The organism is Desulforamulus profundi (genome assembly GCF_002607855.1).
In genome coordinates this window covers 1-21183 of record NZ_AWQQ01000080.1, presented here as the reverse complement: position 1 = coordinate 21183, position 21183 = coordinate 1, and the positions used below count along the sequence as shown (strand labels likewise).

20 protein-coding genes, 6 tRNA genes, 2 rRNA genes and 2 pseudogenes are annotated in these 21183 nt (G+C 46.2%); 13 read left to right on the top strand and 17 right to left on the bottom strand.

Features of this window, described 5'->3' with window-relative positions:
- Positions 1–680 precede the first annotated feature (680 nt).
- Positions 681–1895 carry an IS256 family transposase gene (locus tag P378_RS12550; protein ID WP_099083488.1) on the bottom strand — a complete coding sequence of 405 codons (1215 nt, stop codon included), beginning with the start codon at positions 1893–1895 and terminating at the stop codon, positions 681–683.
- Positions 1896–2195: 300 nt separating this feature from the next.
- Between P378_RS12550 and P378_RS12545 the strand changes: the two genes are divergently transcribed.
- The 3 genes and pseudogenes from P378_RS12545 (at position 2196) to P378_RS24210 (ending at position 4766) form a co-directional block, all read left to right on the top strand.
- Positions 2196–3422, top strand: coding sequence for an IS110 family RNA-guided transposase (locus P378_RS12545; RefSeq protein WP_099083487.1), 1227 nt, complete (start codon positions 2196–2198; stop codon positions 3420–3422).
- Between the two features lie 310 nt (positions 3423–3732).
- Positions 3733–3918 (top strand): annotated as a pseudogene (locus P378_RS24215) (transposase); the annotation flags it as partial.
- A 479-nt stretch (positions 3919–4397) separates the two neighbouring features.
- A complete protein-coding gene (locus P378_RS24210; RefSeq protein WP_099083489.1) occupies positions 4398–4766 on the top strand; it encodes a transposase in 369 nt (122 codons plus the stop codon).
- Here the strand turns inward: P378_RS24210 and P378_RS12530 are convergent.
- A tRNA-Thr gene (locus tag P378_RS12530) sits at positions 4729–4804 on the bottom strand. The genes P378_RS24210 and P378_RS12530 overlap by 38 nt on opposite strands.
- 203 nt (positions 4805–5007) lie before the next feature.
- On the opposite strand from P378_RS12530, the gene P378_RS19705 reads away from it, so the two are divergent.
- On the top strand, positions 5008–5175 hold the full coding sequence (locus P378_RS19705; RefSeq protein WP_180261093.1) for a hypothetical protein: 168 nt from the start codon (positions 5008–5010) through the stop codon (positions 5173–5175).
- Between the two features lie 41 nt (positions 5176–5216).
- On the opposite strand, the gene P378_RS12520 is transcribed toward P378_RS19705, so the two are convergent.
- A tRNA-Thr gene (locus P378_RS12520) sits at positions 5217–5292 on the bottom strand.
- Between the two features lie 6 nt (positions 5293–5298).
- Positions 5299–5374, bottom strand: a tRNA-Val gene (locus P378_RS12515).
- 126 nt (positions 5375–5500) lie between these two features.
- On the opposite strand from P378_RS12515, the gene P378_RS12510 reads away from it, so the two are divergent.
- The 3 genes from P378_RS12510 to P378_RS12500 all read left to right on the top strand — a co-directional run bounded on the left by P378_RS12510 (position 5501) and on the right by P378_RS12500 (position 6102).
- On the top strand, positions 5501–5878 hold the full coding sequence (locus P378_RS12510) for a hypothetical protein (RefSeq protein WP_099083484.1): 378 nt from the start codon (positions 5501–5503) through the stop codon (positions 5876–5878).
- 64 nt (positions 5879–5942) lie between these two features.
- Positions 5943–6018 (top strand) — tRNA-Val (locus tag P378_RS12505).
- Between the two features lie 7 nt (positions 6019–6025).
- Positions 6026–6102, top strand: a tRNA-Asp gene (locus P378_RS12500).
- 223 nt (positions 6103–6325) lie between these two features.
- Here P378_RS12500 and P378_RS23060 read toward each other — a convergent pair.
- On the bottom strand, positions 6326–6448 hold the full coding sequence (locus P378_RS23060; RefSeq protein WP_274378720.1) for a hypothetical protein: 123 nt from the start codon (positions 6446–6448) through the stop codon (positions 6326–6328).
- Positions 6449–6761: 313 nt separating this feature from the next.
- On the opposite strand from P378_RS23060, the gene P378_RS19700 reads away from it, so the two are divergent.
- The gene (locus P378_RS19700) at positions 6762–6926 is read left to right on the top strand and encodes a hypothetical protein (protein WP_180261092.1); all 165 of its coding nucleotides are present in this window, start codon (positions 6762–6764) and stop codon (positions 6924–6926) included.
- A gap of 40 nt (positions 6927–6966) precedes the next feature.
- Here P378_RS19700 and P378_RS12495 read toward each other — a convergent pair whose 3' ends face one another.
- From P378_RS12495 to P378_RS12480, 4 genes are all read right to left on the bottom strand, one after another.
- Complete coding sequence (locus tag P378_RS12495; RefSeq protein ID WP_099083483.1) at positions 6967–7803, bottom strand: copper amine oxidase N-terminal domain-containing protein; 837 nt, start codon at positions 7801–7803, stop codon at positions 6967–6969.
- Between the two features lie 113 nt (positions 7804–7916).
- A complete protein-coding gene (locus P378_RS12490) occupies positions 7917–8456 on the bottom strand; it encodes a methylated-DNA--[protein]-cysteine S-methyltransferase (protein ID WP_099083482.1) in 540 nt (179 codons plus the stop codon).
- Positions 8457–8669: 213 nt separating this feature from the next.
- Positions 8670–9326 carry a DVU0298 family protein gene (locus P378_RS12485; RefSeq protein WP_099083481.1) on the bottom strand — a complete coding sequence of 219 codons (657 nt, stop codon included), beginning with the start codon at positions 9324–9326 and terminating at the stop codon, positions 8670–8672.
- 86 nt (positions 9327–9412) lie between these two features.
- Complete coding sequence (locus tag P378_RS12480; RefSeq protein ID WP_099083480.1) at positions 9413–9598, bottom strand: hypothetical protein; 186 nt, start codon at positions 9596–9598, stop codon at positions 9413–9415.
- Between the two features lie 334 nt (positions 9599–9932).
- Between P378_RS12480 and speE the strand changes: the two genes are divergently transcribed.
- A complete protein-coding gene (speE, locus tag P378_RS12475; protein ID WP_099083479.1) occupies positions 9933–10760 on the top strand; it encodes a polyamine aminopropyltransferase in 828 nt (275 codons plus the stop codon).
- A gap of 417 nt (positions 10761–11177) precedes the next feature.
- On the opposite strand, the gene P378_RS19695 is transcribed toward speE, so the two are convergent.
- From P378_RS19695 to P378_RS12465, 3 genes are all read right to left on the bottom strand, one after another.
- Positions 11178–11274 (bottom strand) — tRNA-OTHER (locus P378_RS19695).
- Positions 11275–11401: 127 nt separating this feature from the next.
- On the bottom strand, positions 11402–12244 hold the full coding sequence (locus P378_RS12470) for a hypothetical protein (RefSeq protein WP_099083478.1): 843 nt from the start codon (positions 12242–12244) through the stop codon (positions 11402–11404).
- Between the two features lie 193 nt (positions 12245–12437).
- A complete protein-coding gene (locus P378_RS12465) occupies positions 12438–12629 on the bottom strand; it encodes a 4Fe-4S dicluster domain-containing protein (RefSeq protein WP_099083477.1) in 192 nt (63 codons plus the stop codon).
- Between the two features lie 247 nt (positions 12630–12876).
- Between P378_RS12465 and P378_RS12460 the strand changes: the two are divergent.
- From P378_RS12460 to hcp, 3 genes and pseudogenes are all read left to right on the top strand, one after another.
- Positions 12877–13219, top strand: a pseudogene (locus P378_RS12460) (hydroxylamine reductase); the annotation flags it as partial.
- Between the two features lie 99 nt (positions 13220–13318).
- Positions 13319–14479: a THUMP domain-containing class I SAM-dependent RNA methyltransferase gene (locus P378_RS12455; RefSeq protein WP_099083476.1), complete on the top strand. Its 1161-nt coding sequence runs from the start codon at positions 13319–13321 to the stop codon at positions 14477–14479.
- A gap of 123 nt (positions 14480–14602) precedes the next feature.
- Positions 14603–15946, top strand: coding sequence for a hydroxylamine reductase (gene hcp, locus P378_RS12450; protein WP_099083475.1), 1344 nt, complete (start codon positions 14603–14605; stop codon positions 15944–15946).
- A gap of 79 nt (positions 15947–16025) precedes the next feature.
- Here hcp and P378_RS12445 read toward each other — a convergent pair whose 3' ends face one another.
- Genes P378_RS12445 through P378_RS12435 form a run of 3 tightly spaced genes read right to left on the bottom strand, consistent with a single transcriptional unit; the run spans position 16026 to position 17963 of the window.
- Positions 16026–16178: a rubredoxin gene (locus P378_RS12445; protein ID WP_099083474.1), complete on the bottom strand. Its 153-nt coding sequence runs from the start codon at positions 16176–16178 to the stop codon at positions 16026–16028.
- A gap of 46 nt (positions 16179–16224) precedes the next feature.
- Complete coding sequence (locus tag P378_RS12440) at positions 16225–16752, bottom strand: ferritin family protein (RefSeq protein ID WP_099083473.1); 528 nt, start codon at positions 16750–16752, stop codon at positions 16225–16227.
- Entirely contained in the window at positions 16749–17963 is a 1215-nt protein-coding gene (locus P378_RS12435; protein ID WP_099083472.1) for an anaerobic nitric oxide reductase flavorubredoxin, read from the bottom strand. The genes P378_RS12440 and P378_RS12435 overlap by 4 nt, the downstream gene beginning before the upstream one ends.
- Positions 17964–18381: 418 nt before the next feature.
- Here P378_RS12435 and P378_RS12430 point away from each other — a divergent pair, with 418 nt between their 5' ends.
- Positions 18382–18711 carry a DUF5320 domain-containing protein gene (locus P378_RS12430; protein WP_099083471.1) on the top strand — a complete coding sequence of 110 codons (330 nt, stop codon included), beginning with the start codon at positions 18382–18384 and terminating at the stop codon, positions 18709–18711.
- 199 nt (positions 18712–18910) lie between these two features.
- Here P378_RS12430 and rrf read toward each other — a convergent pair.
- Together rrf and P378_RS12420 are read right to left on the bottom strand one after the other, a co-directional pair.
- Positions 18911–19026 (bottom strand): 5S ribosomal RNA (gene rrf, locus P378_RS12425).
- Positions 19027–19225: 199 nt separating this feature from the next.
- Positions 19226–21183: ribosomal RNA gene (locus tag P378_RS12420) — 23S ribosomal RNA — on the bottom strand; the annotation flags it as partial.

Sequence of the window (21183 nt, the reverse complement as noted above, 5' to 3'; positions counted from 1 at the left end):
GTGGATTTATTGGTATCCTTGTCCATGCGATGTCTCCTTATTTTTGAGATTATGGACAGGACTACCTGTTATACCTCAATTATAAGGAGATTTTAATCATTTTTACAGGATATTGCTGGAAAAACAATGATTTATTGGTTTTTTTCTAGAATTTTAGATATTGACATTTTGGAAATTTATTTATGCAACGCTAGTGAGAAGTTATATTTAAAAAAACTGTGGATATGGTGGTGGAGGCGGGCCGTGTGACCGTCAAGTAGAAATGTACAAATTTCGATAAATAATTTTTAACACCTAGGAGACTGTTGAAAAACTYCAAACAATAATAACCAAAAWTAGATATYTTTAGCATAACAGGAAGGAAAATGGAGATATTTGTAGGAATAAATACCTATCATTAGATAGGGAGTGCTAATTTAATATGTTAAAGCAAAAAGGACGTCAATTATCTATAACCGAGGGAGTGTACAAAATTTTGTGTAATTGGATTATTCCGTCAGATATTGGGTAGGCTTATAGTGGCTCTTACCTGTCGGGAGGATAGGGCAATGCTGGGGAGCAACCCGAGCGCCCGCAGGGTTCTGCCGGAGATAGCTGAGGATATTATTCCCAGCTTTCTTCCTTTTATAACTATCTCCGGGAGAACTAAAGCGATAAACCCGTTACCTAACCCATTGTTTTTAGGCAATCCCTGGCTGAACTCTATCCCCAAAGTATATTGCAAGTTGGGAGATACAATTCCTCCATTCCCGGATTGGCATAGTCCACTTCTTTGAGATTGATTCTGTTGCCAAATAAATAATCTTTCTTAAAGCATCGTCAGTTGGGTAAGCAGTTTTTGTTTTGGTTACTTTCCTTAACTGCCGATGGTAACCTTCGATAATGTTGGTCGTGTAGATCATCTTCCTGATCTCATAAGGATATTCAAAATATGCCGTTAGTTCCAGCCAGTTGTTTTCCCAAGACTTGATTATGATAGGGTGTTTCTTGCCCCACTTCTCTTTAAATTCCTCAAAGGCAAATTCAGCCTCTTCAAGGGTCAAAGCCTGGTAAACCTTCTTAAGGTCAGTCATTACTGCCTTCTGCTCTTTGTAGGATACATATTTCATAGAGTTACGAATTTGGTGAATAACACATAATTGTATCCTTGTCCTGGGGAAAACAGCGTTAATGGCTTCACTGAAACCGGAGAGACCGTCTTTGCAGGCAATTAAGATGTCTTCAACACCCCTGTTTTTAAGGTCATTGCAGACACCGAGCCAAAAACTGGCGCTTTCATGCTCGCCAATCCAGATGCCTAGTATCTCTTTTTGGCCGTTCATGTTAATGGCCAGTACACTATAGGCTGCTTTATTGACAATGCGGTTATCCTTACGCACCTTGAAGTGAATAGCATCAAGGAAGACTACGGGGTAAACCCGATCCAACGGTCTGGCTTGCCATTCTGCAATCATAGGTAGGATTTTATCAGTTACCTTGCTGACCATAGCTGCAGAGACTTCAATGCCGTAAATATCCCGCATATGGTCTTCTATGTCCCTGGTGGACATGCCCTTAGCGTACATGGCAATAATTTGTTCTTCAAGTTCATTGGCTGTAGTTTCGTATTTCTTGATGATCTGTGGCTCAAACTCGCCATTACGATCACGGGGAATCTTAATTTCTGTTCTGCCCATTTGGGTTTGAACAGTCTTTTTACTGTATCCGTTTCTACTGTTGCCAGAAAGATCCCCGGCATGGTCATGTTTTTCATAGCCCAGGTGAGTATCCATTTCCGCCTCGAGAATTTTTTGAATGGTGTCCTTAAAAAGATCCTTTAGCATGTTATGGACATCATCCATGCTTTTGCATTCCTTAGCTAATTCTGCAGCCAATCTGTTCTTTACGTTTTGCATAATTGATTCAACTCCTTATTGGTAGTTATAACCAATTACACAAACCTTCATGAACCTGCGGTTCGCAAAGTAGTATGAAAATGGGTAAATCTGCTCTTTTCAAAACTCTCCGTTGCTGAGATACTTTTACAAAGGCAGGTTGTCCGTTAACCGATAATTTTGTGGTGGATTTTACCCCGGTACACAAACTGGTTCCAGCAACCTTCGAGTACAAAGTATTGTGCCTGGAGCACGTGTAAAAAAATTCATTTTCTAAGGTTGTTGGGTCCCCTGCCTTCTTAATACAGGGGGTGGCTTAATATGGATGCTGTTTTGGAACGCTGTGCTGGCCTTGATGTTCATCAAGAGACTATTGTTGCTTGTGTTTTATTTGGTCCATTGGATCAAAAGCCAAAGAAAGAAGTAAAGACATTTTCCACAACTACGGTTGAATTGCTAGCCTTAGCGGACTGGTTAGAACAACATCAATGTACTCATGTTGCTATGGAGAGTACCGGAGTCTACTGGAAACCTGTTTGGAATATTCTTGAAGGTTGCTCTTTTAATTTGATTCTTGCAAATGCCCATCGCATTAAGAATACCCCTGGTCGAAAGACCGACGTCAAAGATGCTGAATGGATAGCCCAACTCCTTAGATGTAGTTTAGTTGAAGGAAGCTTTGTTCCACCAGTGGAAATACGTGATCTTAGAGATCTTACTAGGTATAGAAAGAAACTTATTCAAGATGCTACGCAAGAGAAGAATCGTATTCACAAAATCCTCCAGGATGCCAACATAAAAATCACAACCTATATTTCAGACATATTTGGAGTTTCTGGGCGCAATATTATAGAATCTTTACTCAATGGTGAAAAAATAACTGTGGATGAGTTAAAGAAAATGGTTAAAACTCATGTTAAGAAAAAAGTACCCCAGTTAGTAGATGCATTAAATGGCCGCCTTCGGCGTCACCATAGGGATATGATTCGTTTTTCGTGGAATCATTTGATGTATTTAGAAAAAGCTATTTCTGATGTTGAAAACGAAATAAATCATTGTCTAAGCCCATACCGTCAAGAGATTGAGTTGTTGAGTTCACTTCCCGGAGTAAATGATACGGCTGCACCGATAATACTTGCGGAGATAGGTGCAGACATGTCCGTTTTCCCAACAGATAACCATCTTTCCTCTTGGGCCGGGGTTAGCCCCGGAAACAATGAGAGTGCTGGTAAAAAAAAACGAAGTAGAGCAACCCCGGGAAACAAATCATTAAAGGCCATATTATGTGAATGTGCATGGGGTGCATCAAAAACCAAAAACACTCGTTTATCTTCGTATTATTGGCGTTTGGTTAAGAGAATGGGAAAGAAAAAGGCACTCCTGGCATTGGCTCATCTAATCCTAAGAATTGCCTTTCATGTATTACGTACCAAAGTACCCTACAAAGAACTAGGCTCTGATTACCTAGCAGATAAGGAAAAGCAAAAAGAAGAAAAGTTAATTAAATATCTTAAATCAAAGGGGTACCAAGTCACGATTGCTTCTTAAAACACTCTTATACAATTTAGATAAATAACTAATTATCCGGCCATATTGATGGCCTCGGGCATTTTATTGCCTTAAAACAGGAAGACATTCAATAAAGGTTCATTGGCCCCGATTTATGATAAACTTATTGATTTTACATTTTCGTAAAAAAAACTAATTACGTCCTCATAACCGACATTGATGTATTAGAGCAATGGAGTAACAGACCCCTTGTTTCTGAAAACAGCATCTATTATGCCCTTGCTGAAGCTGATGACATATTTTCTGACGAACTTTTTTCTTCTGCATACTCCCATAAGGGCGTCCTGCTACCTCTCCGGCCATGCTAACCAAAGTTTTATTACTCCAGTTTTATGAAAATGTGTCAGAYCGGCAGGCAGAAGAGCGAGCTTTATACGATCTGCGTTGGAAAGTTGCACTTCATTTACCTATAGGAGAGTCCGGCTTTGACCATAGCACGCTGTCTAACTTTCGTGACCGTCTTCTTCAGAAATAAAAAAGAGCAGGAAGTTTTTCAAAAAATACTGGAGAAAGCCTGACCGAAAGAAAACTAATCCCTCAAAATTCGGTTAGACAGATAATTGATTCAACCTGCACCCTGGGCGCAGGTGCAGTTCAAGATACTTATACCTTAATTAGAAATCTATTTACAAACTCATTCAAGAACTCCAAAAACATATCAATATCGTTGAAATTGTAAAAGAGCCATTGAAGCTTAACTATCAAGATGACAGCAAGCCTAAGATTGACTGGAACAACCCAGAAGAACGCAACCAATTATTAAATGACCTGATAAGTGATGCAGAAAAGCTGCTTTCTGCCATTGGAAGTCAGAAACTTAGCCCAAAGGAACAACAATTAAAAGAAATTCTTTCTAAGATCGTTGAGCAGGATATCCAACGGCAGGATGATGGTACAGTTATTATTAAACAAGGAGTTGCTAAAGACCGAATAATCTCAACCAGTGATCCGGAGATGCGCCATGGGCGCAAATCCAGTTCCCGTCTTTTTGACGGATACAAAACACATACGGTMATGGAAGAAGAAAGTGAATTTATTACTGCCGTAGAAGTAACCCCTGGTAACCAGCATGATTCCGAAGCTGCGACCAAGTTAATAGATGCACAACCTAAAGAACAGCAACCGGAAACTATTATGGGTGATACTGCCTACGGTACCGGACAAGTACGGGCTGCAATGGAAGATAAACAAATTAAAGTAATTGCCCCTGCTCCAGCCGAACCCCAAGGATTGTCAGGAGATTGTCAAGGCTTCACAGGCCAAACCTGCGAAGCCTTGATTTTACTGGAGCCGACGAAGGGACTTGAACCCTCGACCTGCTGATTACGAATCAGCTGCTCTACCGGCTGAGCTACGTCGGCTTGCTAAATGCTAACAGGAAAATGTCATTTGTTATAGTACCAAAACCTATTCCATATTGCAAGCCTGCGAGGTGTTTTAATCTGTACTTTATAATTAGGAATTATCCGTTATTGTTACTCAGTCCGGGTTAATGTCCAAAGTAAATTTTAGTTTATATTCCACCCAGGATCCACAAAAATATGCCTCGGCGAAAGGCAAGCTTATGAACCATAATATTCCGGTGAAGACCGAGATCATCAATCCCAACCGCAGCTCCTTCGGAAGGGGCGGTCATGATCCTTTCGGTAGCCAGAGCAGGTTCATCACTTATAACATTTTAGTTAAAAAGGAAGACATTCACAGGGCCAATGAGGTCATCCATCACCGGTAGGAATACGAAAAGGTTTTGCCAGATGGCAAAACCCTTTTAAATGGAGCTGCTAACCGGGATTGAACCGGTGACCTTATCCTTACCAAGGATACGCTCTACCTACTGAGCTATAGCAGCTTGCTATGGTGGGCGATGACGGGATCGAACCGCCGACATCCTGCTTGTAAGGCAGGCGCTCTCCCAGCTGAGCTAATCGCCCGTGACAAAAAACATGTTAACAAAAATTAAAATGCGTGTCAATTGAAAAACCCTGCCTCGTTTGTTTACTTCATCTTCTTCTTGACCATACTTCCCGGTATACGGACAATGTTCAGGAGGAGTTCAGGTGCCGGCGCAAATCAGGTATTTTCCTTCACAAGAGGATATAAAGATTATCAAACATTCAATAACATGTTTTCTCAGTAATCAAAACAGTCTATACCGAGATAAGATGTTGTTAGACATCCGCAGCGTCCTTGATAAATATGGTATTTCTACTTATAACTTTGATACTTTTTCGGTACACAGGACAGTTGAACCGGGTTTGTCCTTTATTCAGGGTAAACGCCGGGCAGAGGGCCGGCGTTGCTCGGCATGCGGCTCTGATATCTACCGGATTGACAGCCCGGTAAGGATTCTGAGCATTAGGGAAGGGTTTGAAGATAGGGTCACCTATGGCTGCCGTTGTGGTGAAATTTTTTATCGAGTTGAGAAAAAACAATAAAATTTTAAAACATTGTTGACTAAAGGGTATTCTTTTGTTATTATAAAACTTGTCAGTTGCGTAAGGGCGATTAGCTCAGCTGGGAGAGCGCCTGCCTTACAAGCAGGATGTCGGCGGTTCGATCCCGTCATCGCCCACCATTTTTTTGGAGCTGTGGTGTAGTGGCCTAACATGCCTGCCTGTCACGCAGGAGATCGCGGGTTCGACTCCCGTCAGCTCCGCCACTTATGCAGAACCAATGCCTTGGCATTGGTTCTGTTATTTTTTATACCAATTTTTTTGTTCTAAATCCCGTTGTACCGGCACATCATTTACTATTAACAAGTAATAACATGCCTCCTCCTCTGGCAGCCGCCTCTGCCTCCGGGGCGGCATCTTTTTTCCATTAGAAAAAGCCCGGACAGCCGGGCTTTATTTACATCTGGGTGTAAAAAATAATTCCTGTTATCAATAACAAGCCGCCGCTGAGGGCAAGTAAAATTTTTTAAAGCCCTGGTAGGCCTCCATAAAGCTCTCCTGCCTTGCCTGTTCCATGGTCTTGCGATCAAAGTTCCGCTTGATTTTACGCATGGTTATCCCCCTTCCGCAGATGATTATATCATAGCTTGGTTAAAAATAAATAAAGTTTTTATAAGAAATATTTCCTTTATAAAATACAGGAGAAAAGATTATTTGTATTTTTCACAAGGATTTTAGCATTGCTTAAAGAAGAGGTAATGGGGTGATTAAAATGGGGAAACTATTGCTCATTCTACTGGTGATTGGCATCGTTGTTTTATCCAGATGGTCCATGCGCAGTAAGTGGGATGACTAGAAATACAGCCAAAATGTCCGTGGATGAAACCTTCTTTCCCAAGGCAAAATAACCTTGGGAGGGATCGACATGATCTTTGCTTCTGAAAAGCAGCATCATGCCTGGTGGGTTTTCCCCACAGCCATTGCCTTTGGCGTTGCTTTGGCGACCTTTATGGGAGCTCCCATGGGACGTCAGGTAGGCAAAGCATTCTCCGTTTGCGAACAACAAAAAAGCGGTTCCAAGAAACAATAAAAAAGTAAAGGCCCGCGAGGGCCTTTACGACTTATAAGAACTATTTACATTCAACACGGGTTATTAAAAGTTTCCCTTCCTTGTCCCTGGATAAGGTATAGATTCGTTCCTCAAAATGGGTCAGGCTTTCATCGTCCCACTGGGGTAATTTTACTTCTACCTTTGCTTCTGTTTCCGTTAACCCGGTCACAGCCATTTCTTTGCTATAGAGCAACGGCATGGAACCCTCACTGAAAAACCCTGCATAACGGCCGTCCCTGGAACCGGCCTGCCAGAGGCTTGCAATGGAATCGGCGGACCAGTGCCGTCCCAGCAGTTTTACTAAATCATCTTTAGTAACGATTTTAGGAGAGGGTGCAATCTGATGCCGGGCCAGAAATCCCTGGTTGTTGTAATACTCCGCCCGCATCAGTTGCCTGTCGGCGGCCAGCAGGTGACGAATAACACCCTCCCTGGTCATCTCAGGCTTGCTAAAAAAGGATACTTGCTCCGGACCTGTTTCCCGGATACTTTGTAAATCCAGCAGGTTGCAAACATCCTGTTCGGACAACAGGGTCTTACCCATAATCAACTGAGGAGCCGCTGTTAGAACTGCTTCCTTGCCGTTTACCAGCAGTTTGGGCTCCCACAGGTGAATTTCAATTTTGCTCCCCTTTTTTTGGGCCAGAACAGCTCCTTCCTCCATATCGACGGACAGGGTATATCCCATCTCTTCAAACACCGGTCTGACGGGCACCATAACTTTGCCTTCAATGGTAACTGAGCCTCCGGCGTCCAATAACCTGCCGTCCAGTCCCAGGGCAGTGCCTGCATGGACCGGCAGCAAAGGAACCGCCATCAGCATCATTGTCAGCAGTAACAGGACTTTTTTAAGCACAAAATCACCCCTTATTTTATGTTCTGGGTATGATTTTATGCATATTATATACCATTTATTACCATTTTAATTGTAGGATTATGTATTTATTGGTATCTAAAACCAGTCACCCTTTAGTCAAGGTGGCTGGTTTTATAATGGATTTTTTCCAACTGCAAGAGTTTTACCTTCCAGTCCAAGCCGCAGCCGAATCCCCCTATCTGCCGGTTGCCGGCCAGCACTCGGTGACAGGGCACCACCAGCAGCCAGGGGTTGGCACCCACGGCGCCTCCCACCGCCCTGGCCCCCCTGGGGCAGCCGATTTGCCGGGCGATCTCGCCGTAACTGAGGGTCTGGCCGTAAGGAATCTCTTTGACCACCTTTAATACCCTTTGTTGAAAGGGAGTCAGCCCGGGCCAACGGAGAGGGAGGTCAAAGGCACCCTGCTTTCCGGCAAAATAGCCAGTTAGTTTTTCTGCCAGGCGCTGCTGCAGGTCATCGACTATACCCGAACGCTTCTGGGACAGGCTTGCCGGACTGGTCTTAAGATAACCTGCCAGGGTATCAATAGCTTCTTTCTCATTGTCATGGGGTAAAGTAACCCCTGCCAGCAGCCCGTTTTCCCAGGCTGCAGCCGAACAGCCCCAGGTGGTATGGATAAGCTGAAGGTTCATGTTAGGATCTCCCCGCCTCCTGTATAGAATGACCCAACGATTGCGCTTCCGGCTTCCGCTGGGAGGTAATAATATATACAGCCCGGTAAGGATGATGCAGCCTCCTACCAACTGCAGGAGACTGGGAACCTCACTTTCTTTACAGGTTCAGCAAACCCTGCCCGCAGACAAAAACCCTTTCTCTTTTATAGTCCGGGCTGCGGCTTATCCGTTTTATCGAGGTTTTCCGTTTATTTTTGCAATTGCTTCCTTGGCAAGTTCATTAACCTGATAGGATACAATTTTGTTTCCCTCATACACTTCCACCACCGTGCGGTCCTCCACCAGTTCCTCAAGCTTTGACAGGGCTTCCCCGGCCGGTGGGCCGATCTGCCCCAGGGCCCGGGCAGCGTAACCCCGCACCTCTGCCCTGGGATGACGAAGGAATTCCACCAGCAAAGGCAGAAATTCCTGCACCAGGTCGGGCCGTTGCCGGCCAATCCTGCCCAGGGCCCAGGCAATACCCCGGTGGAAAATCTCTTCTTCGGAGGCATTGATCACGATGGCAACATAGTCTTTAAATAAATCGGGATTGCGGTAGATAATCTCACCAATGGCCTCCGGGGCGCTCCAGCTGGCGCTGCCGGATTCGTCGTTCATGGACCAGAGAAGCCGGCGGATGATCTCTCTCACTGCCTCAGGGTCCCGTTGGGCCATGGCTTCGGTAACCCGGCCGAGGGCCTCAATGGCCTGCCACCTCTGGGCACCGTAGGGATGGTACAGAGGCCGGAACAAGTATTTTATGATTGCAGGGTTTTGCAATGCCCGCTCAACCAGCTCTTCATACCGGTTCTCACTCAGTAAAAGGTTCATTTCTTTTCGTAAAGACATCCTTTTCACCCCTGCTAACGATTTCGGGATGAGTTCATTGTACCATGGAACGGGTGTTCATTTATAAAAATGGCCTTACCATCGGCTTACAAAATAATAACAAAGGAGGTTCGCTCCTCTGTTTTAAAAAAACTAAGCCATCCCGGGATCCCCTGTGCATAGTCATCTTCCGGTTCATAACCGAAGAACCGTTCTTCCCTGGTCTCCCGGGTTATTTGGCGGGCAATCTTTTCTGCCTCGGGCCGGTTGATGGTGCCTCTTGTTTTAGCCACATGGAAACCCTCCTTTTCTTTTGGCTTATTTTTATTTTCTCACCCGTAGAAAAGATCATGCATGCTTTTGGTGATCCGGCACTATTTAATTGATTTGTAAGGTCCTTGTAACACTGTTGTGAGGTCTGTGTTTTAGAGTAAAGTAAGACAACCACCCTCCTCTGTTCTGGGTTCCTAACAAGGGAACCCGTTTTTTGTGCCTTTGAAATATAGAGCAACAGGGCATGTGCTTTGGAAAATTAAATATACATGTTATAATAATTACCAAGTATTTACTACTATTTCCTTTGGTGAGGTGACGAATGAACAGAAATGCATTAAGGGAGGGATATGTGTGTTAGACATTTGGTTCACCGAAAACCATACAGAGGGGTACAGGGTGTCCTGGCGTGTGGATAAAATCCTCTATACCGAAAAGTCCCCTTTCCAGGAAATTGCCGTCATTGAATCCCCGGATCTGGGACGGGCGCTGCTGCTGAACAATATGGTGCAGACCACCACCCGCTTTGAATTTATCTACCATGAAATGATCGCCCACGTGCCGTTAATGATGCACCCCCGGCCCAAGCGGGTGATAATCATCGGCGGCGGAGATGGCGGGACGGTACGCGAAGTGTTAAAACACCCCGCGGTGGAAGCCGTCGAATTGGTTGAAATAGATGAAAGGGTTATCGAAATCAGCAAAGAATGGCTGCCGGAAATCAGCTTTGCCCTGGGTTCCCATAAAGTGAACATCCTTATCGAGGACGGGTTAAAATATGTGAAACGATATTCCTCCAGGTATGATGTCATCATCGTGGACTGCACCGATCCCGGCGGCCCGTCACTGGAATTATTCAGCCGAGGTTTTTACCAGGATGTTTTTCAGGCACTAAAAGATGACGGCATTATGGTTTCCCAAACCGGTTCGCCTACCTTCAGCCCTCACTTCAAACAGGCCGTTGAAAACATCCGGCAGGTTTTCCCCCACAGCAAACCTTACCTGACCTCTGAGCCTGCCTACATGGCCGGTTTCTGGACTTTTACCATCGGTTCAAAGGAATACAAATTTGATCACATAAATGCGGGCAGGGTATTGACTGCCGATACCCGCTACTATACCCCGGAGATTCACCGGGCTGCCTTTGTACTCCCCAAATACATTGATCAATTGATTAAATAAATAATGAAAAGCGACCGGGTACCTCAGTAAAGGTTCCCGGTCGCTTTTTATCCTGTTAAGCCTTACCGAGGCATGCCCTTTTCACATCATTGTTGGCAGCAAGTTCATTGCCTGGCCCCTGCAGGACAATGTTGCCGGTTTCCCAGCACGTAGAAATGATAAAGAGGGGATTATTCAAAATATCTACGAGATGTTCCCCCGCCCGAAAGAGAGGGAGTGGCAGGCAGCCGGCATAAACTTATTTGTCCATTTTCCAACACCTGTTGTTTCTTGTACATTGTTAGGTGGAGCCTGGATAAGGCATTTCCTTGGGCAGGAAATTGCAGTGACATGACTGCCGGAAAAACAAAAGCATAACCCCGCCGTGAAGGCAATTATGCTTCATGTTAAACTGGGAACTGCCCAGTCTTACTTTTCTGGAGGGAGGGTGTGGGAATTGAACCCGACTCCGGCTGGTTCTGCCAACCGGCCAACGGGTTTGCAGCCCGCGGGGAACCCCAGTTCCAACCCTCCCGGTAACATTTTATCATGCTATAGGTTATTTTAATTATTCTATTTAGTTATATATTTTTCATTTCTCTTAACTCTCCATTATAATTAAAAAGGCCTGTACAAAGTACAGACCTAAAATTCGATCTCTTTTATTTTCCCAGACCAAAAATTTTACCAATCCCGCTTACGAAACCAAAGCCTAGTTTTTTCTTGTCGTTTTTCCCTCTTTTACTGATCTTACTGTTGTCCCGGGCCATTTTAACCACGGCCCACTTGGTGTCCTTGATCTCTTCGCTCAATCTTTCCAATTTCTTACCCACAGCTTCTAATTTTTCATTGGTGCCTTTGTTTGATTCAGCAATATGGCTGATATCCGGCAGCATTTCCTTAATTTCATTGACAACCCTTGCGGTATCCTCATTTACTTTAGGCATGGAGAGCAGCGCGTCCACCACCTTCTCCATTTTGGAGGACATATCTTTTAATGTCTCCAGGTGCTCAATGGCCATGGCATTATATTTAAGTGCGTTTCTGTCTGCTTGCTCTTCCATATGCCGGAGAAACTTTTGTTCAAAATTATTTAAGGTATTAATCAGTGTATTCACCAGTCCCGCTGCCGTATCTTCCTGAATCCTCAACACAATTTCCTTACCGGGATCGCTGCCGGTGGTCTCCTTTGCTTGATTTTGAGCGGTTGATTTAACCAGGCTGAGCCTTCTCTTGCTATGGTTTTCCTCAACAGATTCCATGTTCTTCTTTTCCTTGGCAACCGCTATTTCATGTTGGGCCATTTCCTTTCCCCTGCGTTCGGCTTCCAGGGCGTTCTTAATGGCTAATAATTCTTCTACTTTAAGCAAATAGGTGGGGCCGCCGGGTCCTCTTCTGTCCAATTCCACATTTTTAAACAGGCCCTGGCTAAACCACTTACTGATTGTACTGATTGGCACCCCTAACAGTTCAGCTCCTTCGGAAAATGTGACCTTTTTTCCCACTACAGGCACCCCTTTTTATGTTTTGTCTTGTTAAATTATACCAGTAAAATATTAGCAGTTGTAGCATTTTATTCCGACAATAACTCCAACGGGATGCCACCATGCGAGATAAAAAGATTTTCACCCGTTTCTGCCGGGGTTATTTTAAAATAAAAACCGCCCTAACGGCGGTTTTTATTTTAAATAAGTATAATTACATTTCGGTGACAGTGTAGCATTCGTTGGGACAAACGGCTACACAGGTTTCACAGCCCATGCACTCTTCGGGTTCGCCGGTAACATCAGCTTTACCGTCATCGAGCATACCAAGGATACCAGCAGGGCAAGCATCCGCACAGGCGCCACAGCCGTCGCACTTATCTCTGTCGATAGCTACTACGTACATAAGTTCAGTTCCTCCTTTTAATTTTTTGATACCCAGTTAGACAACCAGTTGGGTTAATTTTATTATGCTTGAACCTCAGACCAGTTTCAATACAAAAATTATTTTTTTTTAAAGGAATTAACATCCCTTTCCCGCTGTTTTTCTTAAGTATACTTCAAATACTATAGAGAATAATAAAAAAAGAATTGAGGTGATAAAGATTGGTAAGTTTTTTCGATAGACTGACGGGCAAAGAGAAACCGAAGCCAAGGACTGTGTCATTATTACAGCCTCCTGCGGCAAATTCAGCTTTAATGATATTGAATACGGAACCATTGAAGGTACGGATATCCCCCGCTACATCGACCTGGGCCAGTGCAACAACTCCGTCTCTTCTGTCCATATCGCCCAGGCCCTGGCGGAGGCCTTCGAATGTGGCCATTTTACTGGGCCTGCTCAGCCTGGGCGTGCAAAATATTACCATCAGGCCGAAGTTCCCCGAGTTCCTACATCCCACGGTGGTAGAAGTGCTGCAAAAGAACTTCGGCTTAAACCTGATCAGCGGCGACCCCAGGGCAGACCTGGCCAGGATGTCAGGCGAAACCAAATAAAGGACGGAGGTGGTCCCGCCACCTCCTTTTTGCATGCTTGATATTATATAATTAAACGTGGTAATATCCATTAGTGGAAATATCGTGTAAGGAGTCGCTATGGGAAATCACATTGAGCTTATCGCTACTGCCACCTTCGGTTTGGAATCGGTGTTGGCCTATGAAGTAAAGAAACTGGGGTACGATGTCACCGTCGACAACGCTAAAGTCACTTTCTTCGGCGACGAAATGGCCATCTGCAAAACAAACCTCTGGCTTCGCTCGGCGGACCGGGTGCTGGTGAAAATGGGTGAGTTTAAAGCCACCAGCTTTGAAGAGTTGTTTCAGCAGACCAAAGCCCTGCCCTGGCCGGACTGGCTGCCGGCAGACGCCAGCTTTCCGGTGGAAGGAAAGTCCATTAAATCCAAACTACACAGCGTACCCGACTGCCAGTCCATTGTCAAAAAGGCCATTGTGGAGAAAATGAAGCAGGCCTATAAAAAGGAATGGTTTGAAGAGAGCGGTCCCCGTTACACCATCGAGGTGGCTTTGCTGAAGGACGTCGCTACCTTGACCATTGATACCAGCGGGGTCGGGCTGCACAAAAGAGGCTATCGCAAGTTGGCCAGCCAGGCGCCCCTCAAGGAAACTCTGGCTGCCGGGCTGCTTTCCATCGCCCGCTGGTATCCGGACCGCCCGTTATTGGACCCCTTTTGCGGTTCCGGCACCATTCCTATTGAAGCCGCTTTGATCGGGTACAACATCGCCCCGGGCATTGGGAGAAATTTTGCCGCTGAGGCCTGGCCCGCCATTCCCAGGGATTTATGGGTCAAAGCCAGAAAAGAGGCGCTGGAGCAGGAAAACCGGGATATCAAACTTAGAATATATGGCACGGACATTGATGATCAGGTCCTGAGCCTGGCCCGCTACCACGCCAAACAGGCCAGTGTGGAGGATTCCATTCACTTCCAGCGGGTCCCCGTGGCCAAGGTCCGCAGCAAACAGAAGTATGGCTTTATTATCACCAACCCGCCCTATGGCCGGCGCCTGGGTGAGCTGCAGGAAGTGAAAAAGTTGTACAGAGAGCTGGGAGATACCTTCGCAGCCCTGGACGCCTGGTCTTGTTATGTCATTTCCTCCTTTGAGGAATTTGAAAAACACTTCGGTAAAAAAGCAGAGAAAAAACGCAAGCTGTACAACGGCCGGGTGGAGTGCAACTACTACCAGTACCCCGGCCCCCGTCCTCCCAGGCCGAAAAAGGCGGAAGAATCGCTACTGTGACTAATATCACAGGCCCCTCATGACAACAGTCACATCCTGCCTCCTTTTCTTCCGGTATGATACCATCAGAAAACAAAAAACGGCAAAATCAGCCGGGAATTCATAAAAGGAGGAATTGAAAACATGTTTTGCTACCAGTGTGAACAAACCCCCAAAGGCGGCTGCACCAAAATCGGTGTTTGCGGTAAGGACGAAAACATTGCCAGCTTGCAGGATACCATTATCTTCGGTCTCAAGGGTGTGGCTGCTTACGCCACTCACGCCAGAGAACTGGGTTACTCCGACCCTGAAGTGGATGCCATTACCCAGGAAGCCCTTTACTCTACCCTGACCAACGTAAACTTTAACCTGGAAGAAACCATCAATATGGCCCTCAAAGTGGGGACTGCCACCGTTAAAATCATGGACCTGCTGGATAAAGCTCACCTGGACAACCTGGGTGTTCCCACCCCTGTTTCCGTAACCTCCGATAAAGTAGAAGGCAAGTGCATCCTGGTGACCGGCCACAACCTGCTGGCTTTAAAAGAATTGTTAAAGCAAACCGAAGGCAAAGGCATCAATGTCTACACCCACTCCGAAATGCTGCCTGCCCACGGTTATCCTGAATTAAACAAATACAAGCACCTGAAGGGCAACGTCGGCAAAGCCTGGTTCGACCAAAGGCAAGTCTTTGAAGCCTTCCCCGGCGCCATCCTGGCCACCACCAACTGTGTCATGCCCATCCGGAAGGATGCCACCTACGCTGACCGGATGTTCTCCTTCGGTGTAACCGGTCTGGAAGGTGTTAAGAAAATCGAGGGTATGGACTTCACTCCACTTATTGAGAAGGCCCTGTCTCTACCCGGCGCTCCTGCCGACGGTCTGTGGAAGAAAATCGTTAACAAGCTGAACGGTTCTTCCGAAGAGGTGAACACCTTTACCACCGGTTTCCACCACCTGAACGTGCTGCCTCTGGCTCCCCAGATTATTGAAGCCGTGAAGGCCGGTAAAATCAGACGCTTCTTTGTGATTGCCGGTTGTGACTCTCCCACCAAAGGCAGAGACTACTACCGCGAACTGGCCCTGGCCGTTCCAAAGGACTGCATCATTCTTACCACTTCCTGCGGTAAGTTCAGATTTAATGACATCGACTTCGGTACCATTGAAGGCACCGATATCCCCCGTTTCATTGACCTGGGTCAGTGCAACAACTCCGGTTCTGCGGTGAAAATCGCCCTGGCGCTGGCCGAAGCCTTTAACTGCGGCGTTAATGAGCTGCCCCTGAGCATCGTACTGTCCTGGTTTGAACAAAAGGCGGTTGCCATTCTGCTGGGTCTCTTCAGCCTGGGCGTCAAGAATATGTACGTTGGTCCCAAGGCTCCGGAATTCCTCACCCCCGGTGTGGTTGAGGTACTGCAAAAAACCTTCAACCTGCAGCTGATCAGCGGAGATGCCAAAGCCGACCTGGCTAAAATGCTGGGCGAATAAAACAAATATGACAAGTAGTTACCCTCACCTTCGTTATAAAAAGAGGCTTTAGCCCCTGTGGCTAAAGCCTCTTTTTTACCTATTCCATCTTGGTAAAGGCATCTTTGCCTAAACCACACTCCGGACAAACCCAATCCTCCGGCAGGTCCTCAAAGGCGGTTCCGGGGGGAATGTCCCCTTCTCCCTTGGCGGGGTCATAGATATAGCCGCATACACATTCATACTTGGACATAGAATCTCTCCTCCCTTATATTTGGAAACAAGTTCTGGCTGGGTACTTATTTGTTACCCTCACCATTATTTCCATTTTTATGATAGTATTTACACCCCGTAGGGCATATTTCATACATGTAGTCCCGGAGTTCCAGCAGGTGCCTTTGCTCGCTCTCAATTAAATGACTCAGAATATTTTTGGCTTCATCGGAGACACACCGTTTCATGAACTCATGGTACAGCAAAATACCGTCCTTTTTTGCTTCAATGCCGATTTCAAAGGCTTCCCTGGGACTTACCGCCTTAAACAACCGGGTTTCATCATGGGGAAAATTCAATTCGTCCCCCAGGGCACACAAGTAGCAGTAGGTCTGCTCATCCATGTTGATTTGTGCCTTTTCCGCCTCCGCTTTCGCCACCTTATGAAGGGCACGCCTTTCCTCATCTTCTTCTTCTGCGAGGCGATGAAAAATCTCCCCGGCCACGGTATCCTCGGCCATTTCCTTCATCTTTCTATAGTACTGGACACCCTTTTCGCTGTTGGCTGCTGCTAATTCTACGACGGTTGAAAGATTAAGGCACTTGCCGGTCATGCTTTCACCGCCTGTTCGGGTATGACCAAGGCTTTAATTTTTTCTCCAAATGCTTCGCCATAGGCAACACACTCCCTTAATTCATCAGCCGTCGGATCCCAGTTAATCTTCTTGCTTTCCTGAATAATTTCAAAACCGGATTCCCTGAGCCATTCTTCAATGATTTTGGGTGACTCGCCGCTCCAGCCATAGGAGCCAAAGGAGGCTGCCACCTTTTGTTTAAACTTAAGTCCTTTAATTATTTCTAAAACAGCGGCCATGGAGGAAAGAACTCCGTTGTTAATGGTGGAACTGCCGGCGATAATTCCCTTTGACCTGAAGACTTCCGTTATAATATCGTTCTTGTCATACTTGGCAGTGTTGATGACCTTCGCCGGGACCCCTTTATTCTCCAGCCCTCTGGCCATGGCCAGGGCCATTTTCTTGGTGGCCCCCCACATGGTGTCGTATAAAATGGTGACCGAACCTTCGTGATAGTTGCTGGCCCATTGTTCATACTTCTCGATGATCTGCAAGGGGTTATCCCGCCAGATAATGCCGTGGCTGGGGGCAATCATGTCGATGGGTAAGTTTAGAGACTTCACTTCTTTAATCTTGGCCAGCACCAGTTTATTAAAGGGTGTAATGATATTGGCATAATACTTTAACGCTTCATAATATAATTCGCCCTGGTCTACCTGATCGTTAAAATAGCGGGGCGAAACATAGTGCTGGCCGAAGGGGTCATTGGAGAGCAACAGGTTGGCGCCCTGCACATAGGTCATCATGGTATCCGGCCAGTGCAGCATGGGGGCCTCCACAAAGACCAGTTTGTATTGACCCAAATTTACACTGTCCCCGGTTTTTACCACCTGAAAGTTCCAGTCTTTGTGAAAATGTTTTTTCATCATTTCGGATCCCTTTTTGGTACAGTAAATGGGGGTATCGGGGATCTTCTCCAGTAAATAGGAAAGACTTCCTGCATGGTCCACTTCACAGTGGTTGATAACAATTAAATCAATTTTATCCAGGCCGAATAACCGGTCCAGGTCTTCTACAAAACCCTCATGATAGGGGGTCCAGACAGTGTCAACCAGTGCCAGCTTCTCATCCTTAATCAGATAAGAGTTATATGAAGAGCCCCGGTGGGTTGAATATTCATCTCCGTGGAATCTCTTTAATTCCCAGTCTTTGTAACCCACCCAGTAAATTTTGTCCTTGATCTCAAACATTTTTCTCACCTCACATTTTTCTTGGTCCAAAAATCCAGTATTAGCATTCCCCGGTTGATTAAACTTATCAAATCTTTGTTTTTTGATTTCCAGGTATTATGATGGATCTATTAGAATTTACTATAACAGGAAATTCTTACAGAATTCTTATCAAAACCTGAAAATTATTCTAGCTTTTAAAACTGCTGGGAAACCACTGCTCTTCTAATAGAAAATACCCGGAATCGGCTGCCACCTGTTCAGGCAGGAAGAGCTTTTTATCAAGAACAAGCATACCCTCTCAAGAATATCTTCAAAGACATCCTTGAGGAAGGACGTTGTTGATAGTAAATACTCTCAAAGATATTGACTAACTAAAGGATTCGGTATACAATAGTTATGAACATATGTCAATTATAATGAAAAAGGGGGGTTCTAAATGCCAGGGTTTAGAGGAACGGGTCCGGCTGGAAAAGGGCCAATGACAGGACGTGGACGCGGTTATTGTATTGGTTATGTAGGTGAAGGTAATGTAGCCAGTGTGGCAAATTACCAGAGTGGTATGAGAAGGCGCCGTCATTTGTGTTGGTCAAATAATGTACCACCAGTAGCGGAAGCGGGTGGCTTAAAAGTTACAGACACCGCTTTTATTCCAACCGATACTAATAAAGATGATTTGACCAGTCTCAAGAATCAAGCATTACATCTAGAAAGTTACCTTGCGAATTTAAAAAAGGCCATTGAGCAAATTGAGAAAAAACAATCATAGGGTTGTTACAGACAAAGGCTGCCCTTTTCTCTCAGGGCAGCCTTATGCCGTTCTGAAGCAATATATTTAGGCGTCATATTTGTTATAAGACTAACTGATTTGTTGTAGAACTTAAATTAACTAATGTTAACTAATGTACTTAATTGGTGGTATAACGAATAAAAAACACCTTATTCATTAGATAAGGTGTTTAAAATTACTCTGGCGGCGACCTACTCTCCCGGGGGCTTGCGCCCCGAGTACCATCGGCCCTGGAGGCTTAACTGCTGTGTTCGGGATGGGAACAGGTGTACCCCCTCCGGTATCGCCACCAGAAAATCTTATGCTATTGGGTAATTCTTTRGGGTCAGGCCGTCAGCCTTCAGCMATCGCCTTCAGCTTTTTRGGCTYYYCCCTTTAKCAAAGMGTTTGTSATTCCYTSAAAACTGAACAGCTCTTAAGTAAGGTCGTATCTTAAGGAGAAATGATGGTGTTTAGCTCTCACTTCCTACCTCTCACTTCTCACATCTCAAATTAGGTCAAGACCTCGATCTATTAGTACCGGTCGGCTGAACACATTRCTGCGCTTACACCCCCGGCCTATCTACATGTAGTCTKCATGGGATCTTACCTACTTGCGTAGTGGGAAACCTCATCTTGAAGGGGGCTTCGTGCTTAGATGCTTTCAGCACTTATCCCTGCCGGACTTAGTTACCCAGCACTACCGTTGGCACGATAGCTGGTACACCAGCGGTCCGTCCATCCCGGTCCTCTCGTACTAGGGACAGCTCTTCTCAAGTTTCCTGCRCCTGCGACGGATAGGGACCGAACTGTCTCACGACGTTCTGAACCCAGCTCACGTACCGCTTTAATGGGCGAACAGCCCAACCCTTGGGACCTACTTCAGCCCCAGGATGCGATGAGCCGACATCGAGGTGCCAAACCTCCCCGTCGATGTGGACTCTTGGGGAGATAAGCCTGTTATCCCGGGGTAGCTTTTATCCGTTGAGCGACGGCCCTTCCACTCGGAACCGCCGGATCACTAAGCCCTACTTTCGTACCAGCTCGACTTGTTGGTCTCGCTGTCAAGCTCCCTTCTGCCTTTACACTCTTACGCGCGATTTCCGCCCGCGCTGAGGGAACCTTTGGGCGCCTCCGTTACTTTTTGGGAGGCGACCGCCCCAGTCAAACTGCCCACCTGACACTGTCCTCAGACCAGCTTCATGGTCTAAAGTTAGAATTTCAATATCTAAAGGGTGGTATCCCAACGGCGACTCCATCCATACTGGCGTATGRACTTCTCAGTCTCCCACCTATCCTGTACATCAAATACCAAAACCCAATGTCAAGCTACAGTAAAGCTCCACGGGGTCTTTCTGTCCTGTCGCAGGTAGACGGCATCTTCACCGTCATTACAATTTCACCGAGCCCCTCGTTGAGACAGTGCCAAATCGTTACGCCTTTCGTGCGGGTCAGAACTTACCTGACAAGGAATTTCGCTACCTTAGGACCGTTATAGTTACGGCCGCCGTTTACTGGGGCTTCGGTTTAAAGCTTCGCTTGCGCTAACTCTTCCCCTTAACCTTCCAGCACCGGGCAGGCGTCAGCCCTATACGTCAGCTTTCGCTTTAGCAGGGACCTGTGTTTTTGGTAAACAGTCGCTTGGGCCTTTTCTCTGCGGCCTCTTCTTGCTCCAGATGTTCATCTTTCACAATACCGAGGCACCCCTTCTCCCGAAGTTACGGGGTCATTTTGCCGAGTTCCTTAACGAGGGTTCTCTCGCGCGCCTTRGGATTTTCACCCCACCTACCTGTGTCGGTTTGCGGTACGGGCACCAACTAACCTCGTTAGAAGTTTTTCTTGGCAGTTTGGGATCCGTTTCTTCGCTACTTGTTTTCGCTCCCCTTCACCTCTCAGGCTTTTTGTGTGGCGGATTTGCCTACCACACACCCTACGGGCTTGGACCAGCTTTTCCAGCCGCTGGCTAAACGTACCCTCCTGCGTCACTCCATCCTCAAACGGTCGTTGGTGGCATCGGATTYTCAACCGATTGTCCATCRCCTACGCCTTRCGGCCTCGGCTTAGGTCCCGGCTTACTCTGGGCGGACGAACCTTCCCCAGAAATCCTTAGGTTTTCGGCGGGCAGGATTCTCACCTGCCTTTTCGCTTACTCATACCGGCATTCTCACTTCCTGCCACTCCACAGCTCCTTTCGGTACTGCTTCTACGCAACAGGAACGCTCCCCTACCACTGACTTACGTCAATCCAAAGCTTCGGTGCCAGGCTTAGCCCCGTTTCATTTTCGGCGCAGGGCCACTTGACCAGTGAGCTATTACGCACTCTTTAAATGGTGGCTGCTTCTAAGCAACATCCTGGTTGTCTGTGCAACCCCACATCCTTTTCCACTTAGCCTGTCTTTGGGACCTTAGCTGTTGGTCTGGGCTGTTTCCCTTTTGACTACGGATCTTAGCACTCGCAGTCTGACTCCCGGA

What these genes read in the sequence shown, in the direction of transcription:
- P378_RS12455 (WP_099083476.1), top strand. Translation starts at nt 13,319, where the DNA reads ATGGGAAATCACATTGAGCTTATCGCTACTGCCACCTTCGGTTTGGAA.
- P378_RS12485 (WP_099083481.1), bottom strand. Translation starts at nt 9,326, where the DNA reads ATGTCTTTACGAAAAGAAATGAACCTTTTACTGAGTGAGAACCGGTAT.
- P378_RS12430 (WP_099083471.1), top strand. Translation starts at nt 18,382, where the DNA reads ATGCCAGGGTTTAGAGGAACGGGTCCGGCTGGAAAAGGGCCAATGACA.
- P378_RS19700 (WP_180261092.1), top strand. Translation starts at nt 6,762, where the DNA reads ATGATCTTTGCTTCTGAAAAGCAGCATCATGCCTGGTGGGTTTTCCCC.
- P378_RS19705 (WP_180261093.1), top strand. Translation starts at nt 5,008, where the DNA reads ATGAACCATAATATTCCGGTGAAGACCGAGATCATCAATCCCAACCGC.
- P378_RS12435 (WP_099083472.1), bottom strand. Translation starts at nt 17,963, where the DNA reads ATGTTTGAGATCAAGGACAAAATTTACTGGGTGGGTTACAAAGACTGG.
- P378_RS12490 (WP_099083482.1), bottom strand. Translation starts at nt 8,456, where the DNA reads ATGAACCTTCAGCTTATCCATACCACCTGGGGCTGTTCGGCTGCAGCC.
- P378_RS12465 (WP_099083477.1), bottom strand. Translation starts at nt 12,629, where the DNA reads ATGTACGTAGTAGCTATCGACAGAGATAAGTGCGACGGCTGTGGCGCC.
- P378_RS23060 (WP_274378720.1), bottom strand. Translation starts at nt 6,448, where the DNA reads ATGCGTAAAATCAAGCGGAACTTTGATCGCAAGACCATGGAACAGGCA.
- P378_RS12545 (WP_099083487.1), top strand. Translation starts at nt 2,196, where the DNA reads ATGGATGCTGTTTTGGAACGCTGTGCTGGCCTTGATGTTCATCAAGAG.
- hcp (WP_099083475.1), top strand. Translation starts at nt 14,603, where the DNA reads ATGTTTTGCTACCAGTGTGAACAAACCCCCAAAGGCGGCTGCACCAAA.
- P378_RS12550 (WP_099083488.1), bottom strand. Translation starts at nt 1,895, where the DNA reads ATGCAAAACGTAAAGAACAGATTGGCTGCAGAATTAGCTAAGGAATGC.
- P378_RS12445 (WP_099083474.1), bottom strand. Translation starts at nt 16,178, where the DNA reads ATGTCCAAGTATGAATGTGTATGCGGCTATATCTATGACCCCGCCAAG.
- P378_RS12440 (WP_099083473.1), bottom strand. Translation starts at nt 16,752, where the DNA reads ATGACCGGCAAGTGCCTTAATCTTTCAACCGTCGTAGAATTAGCAGCA.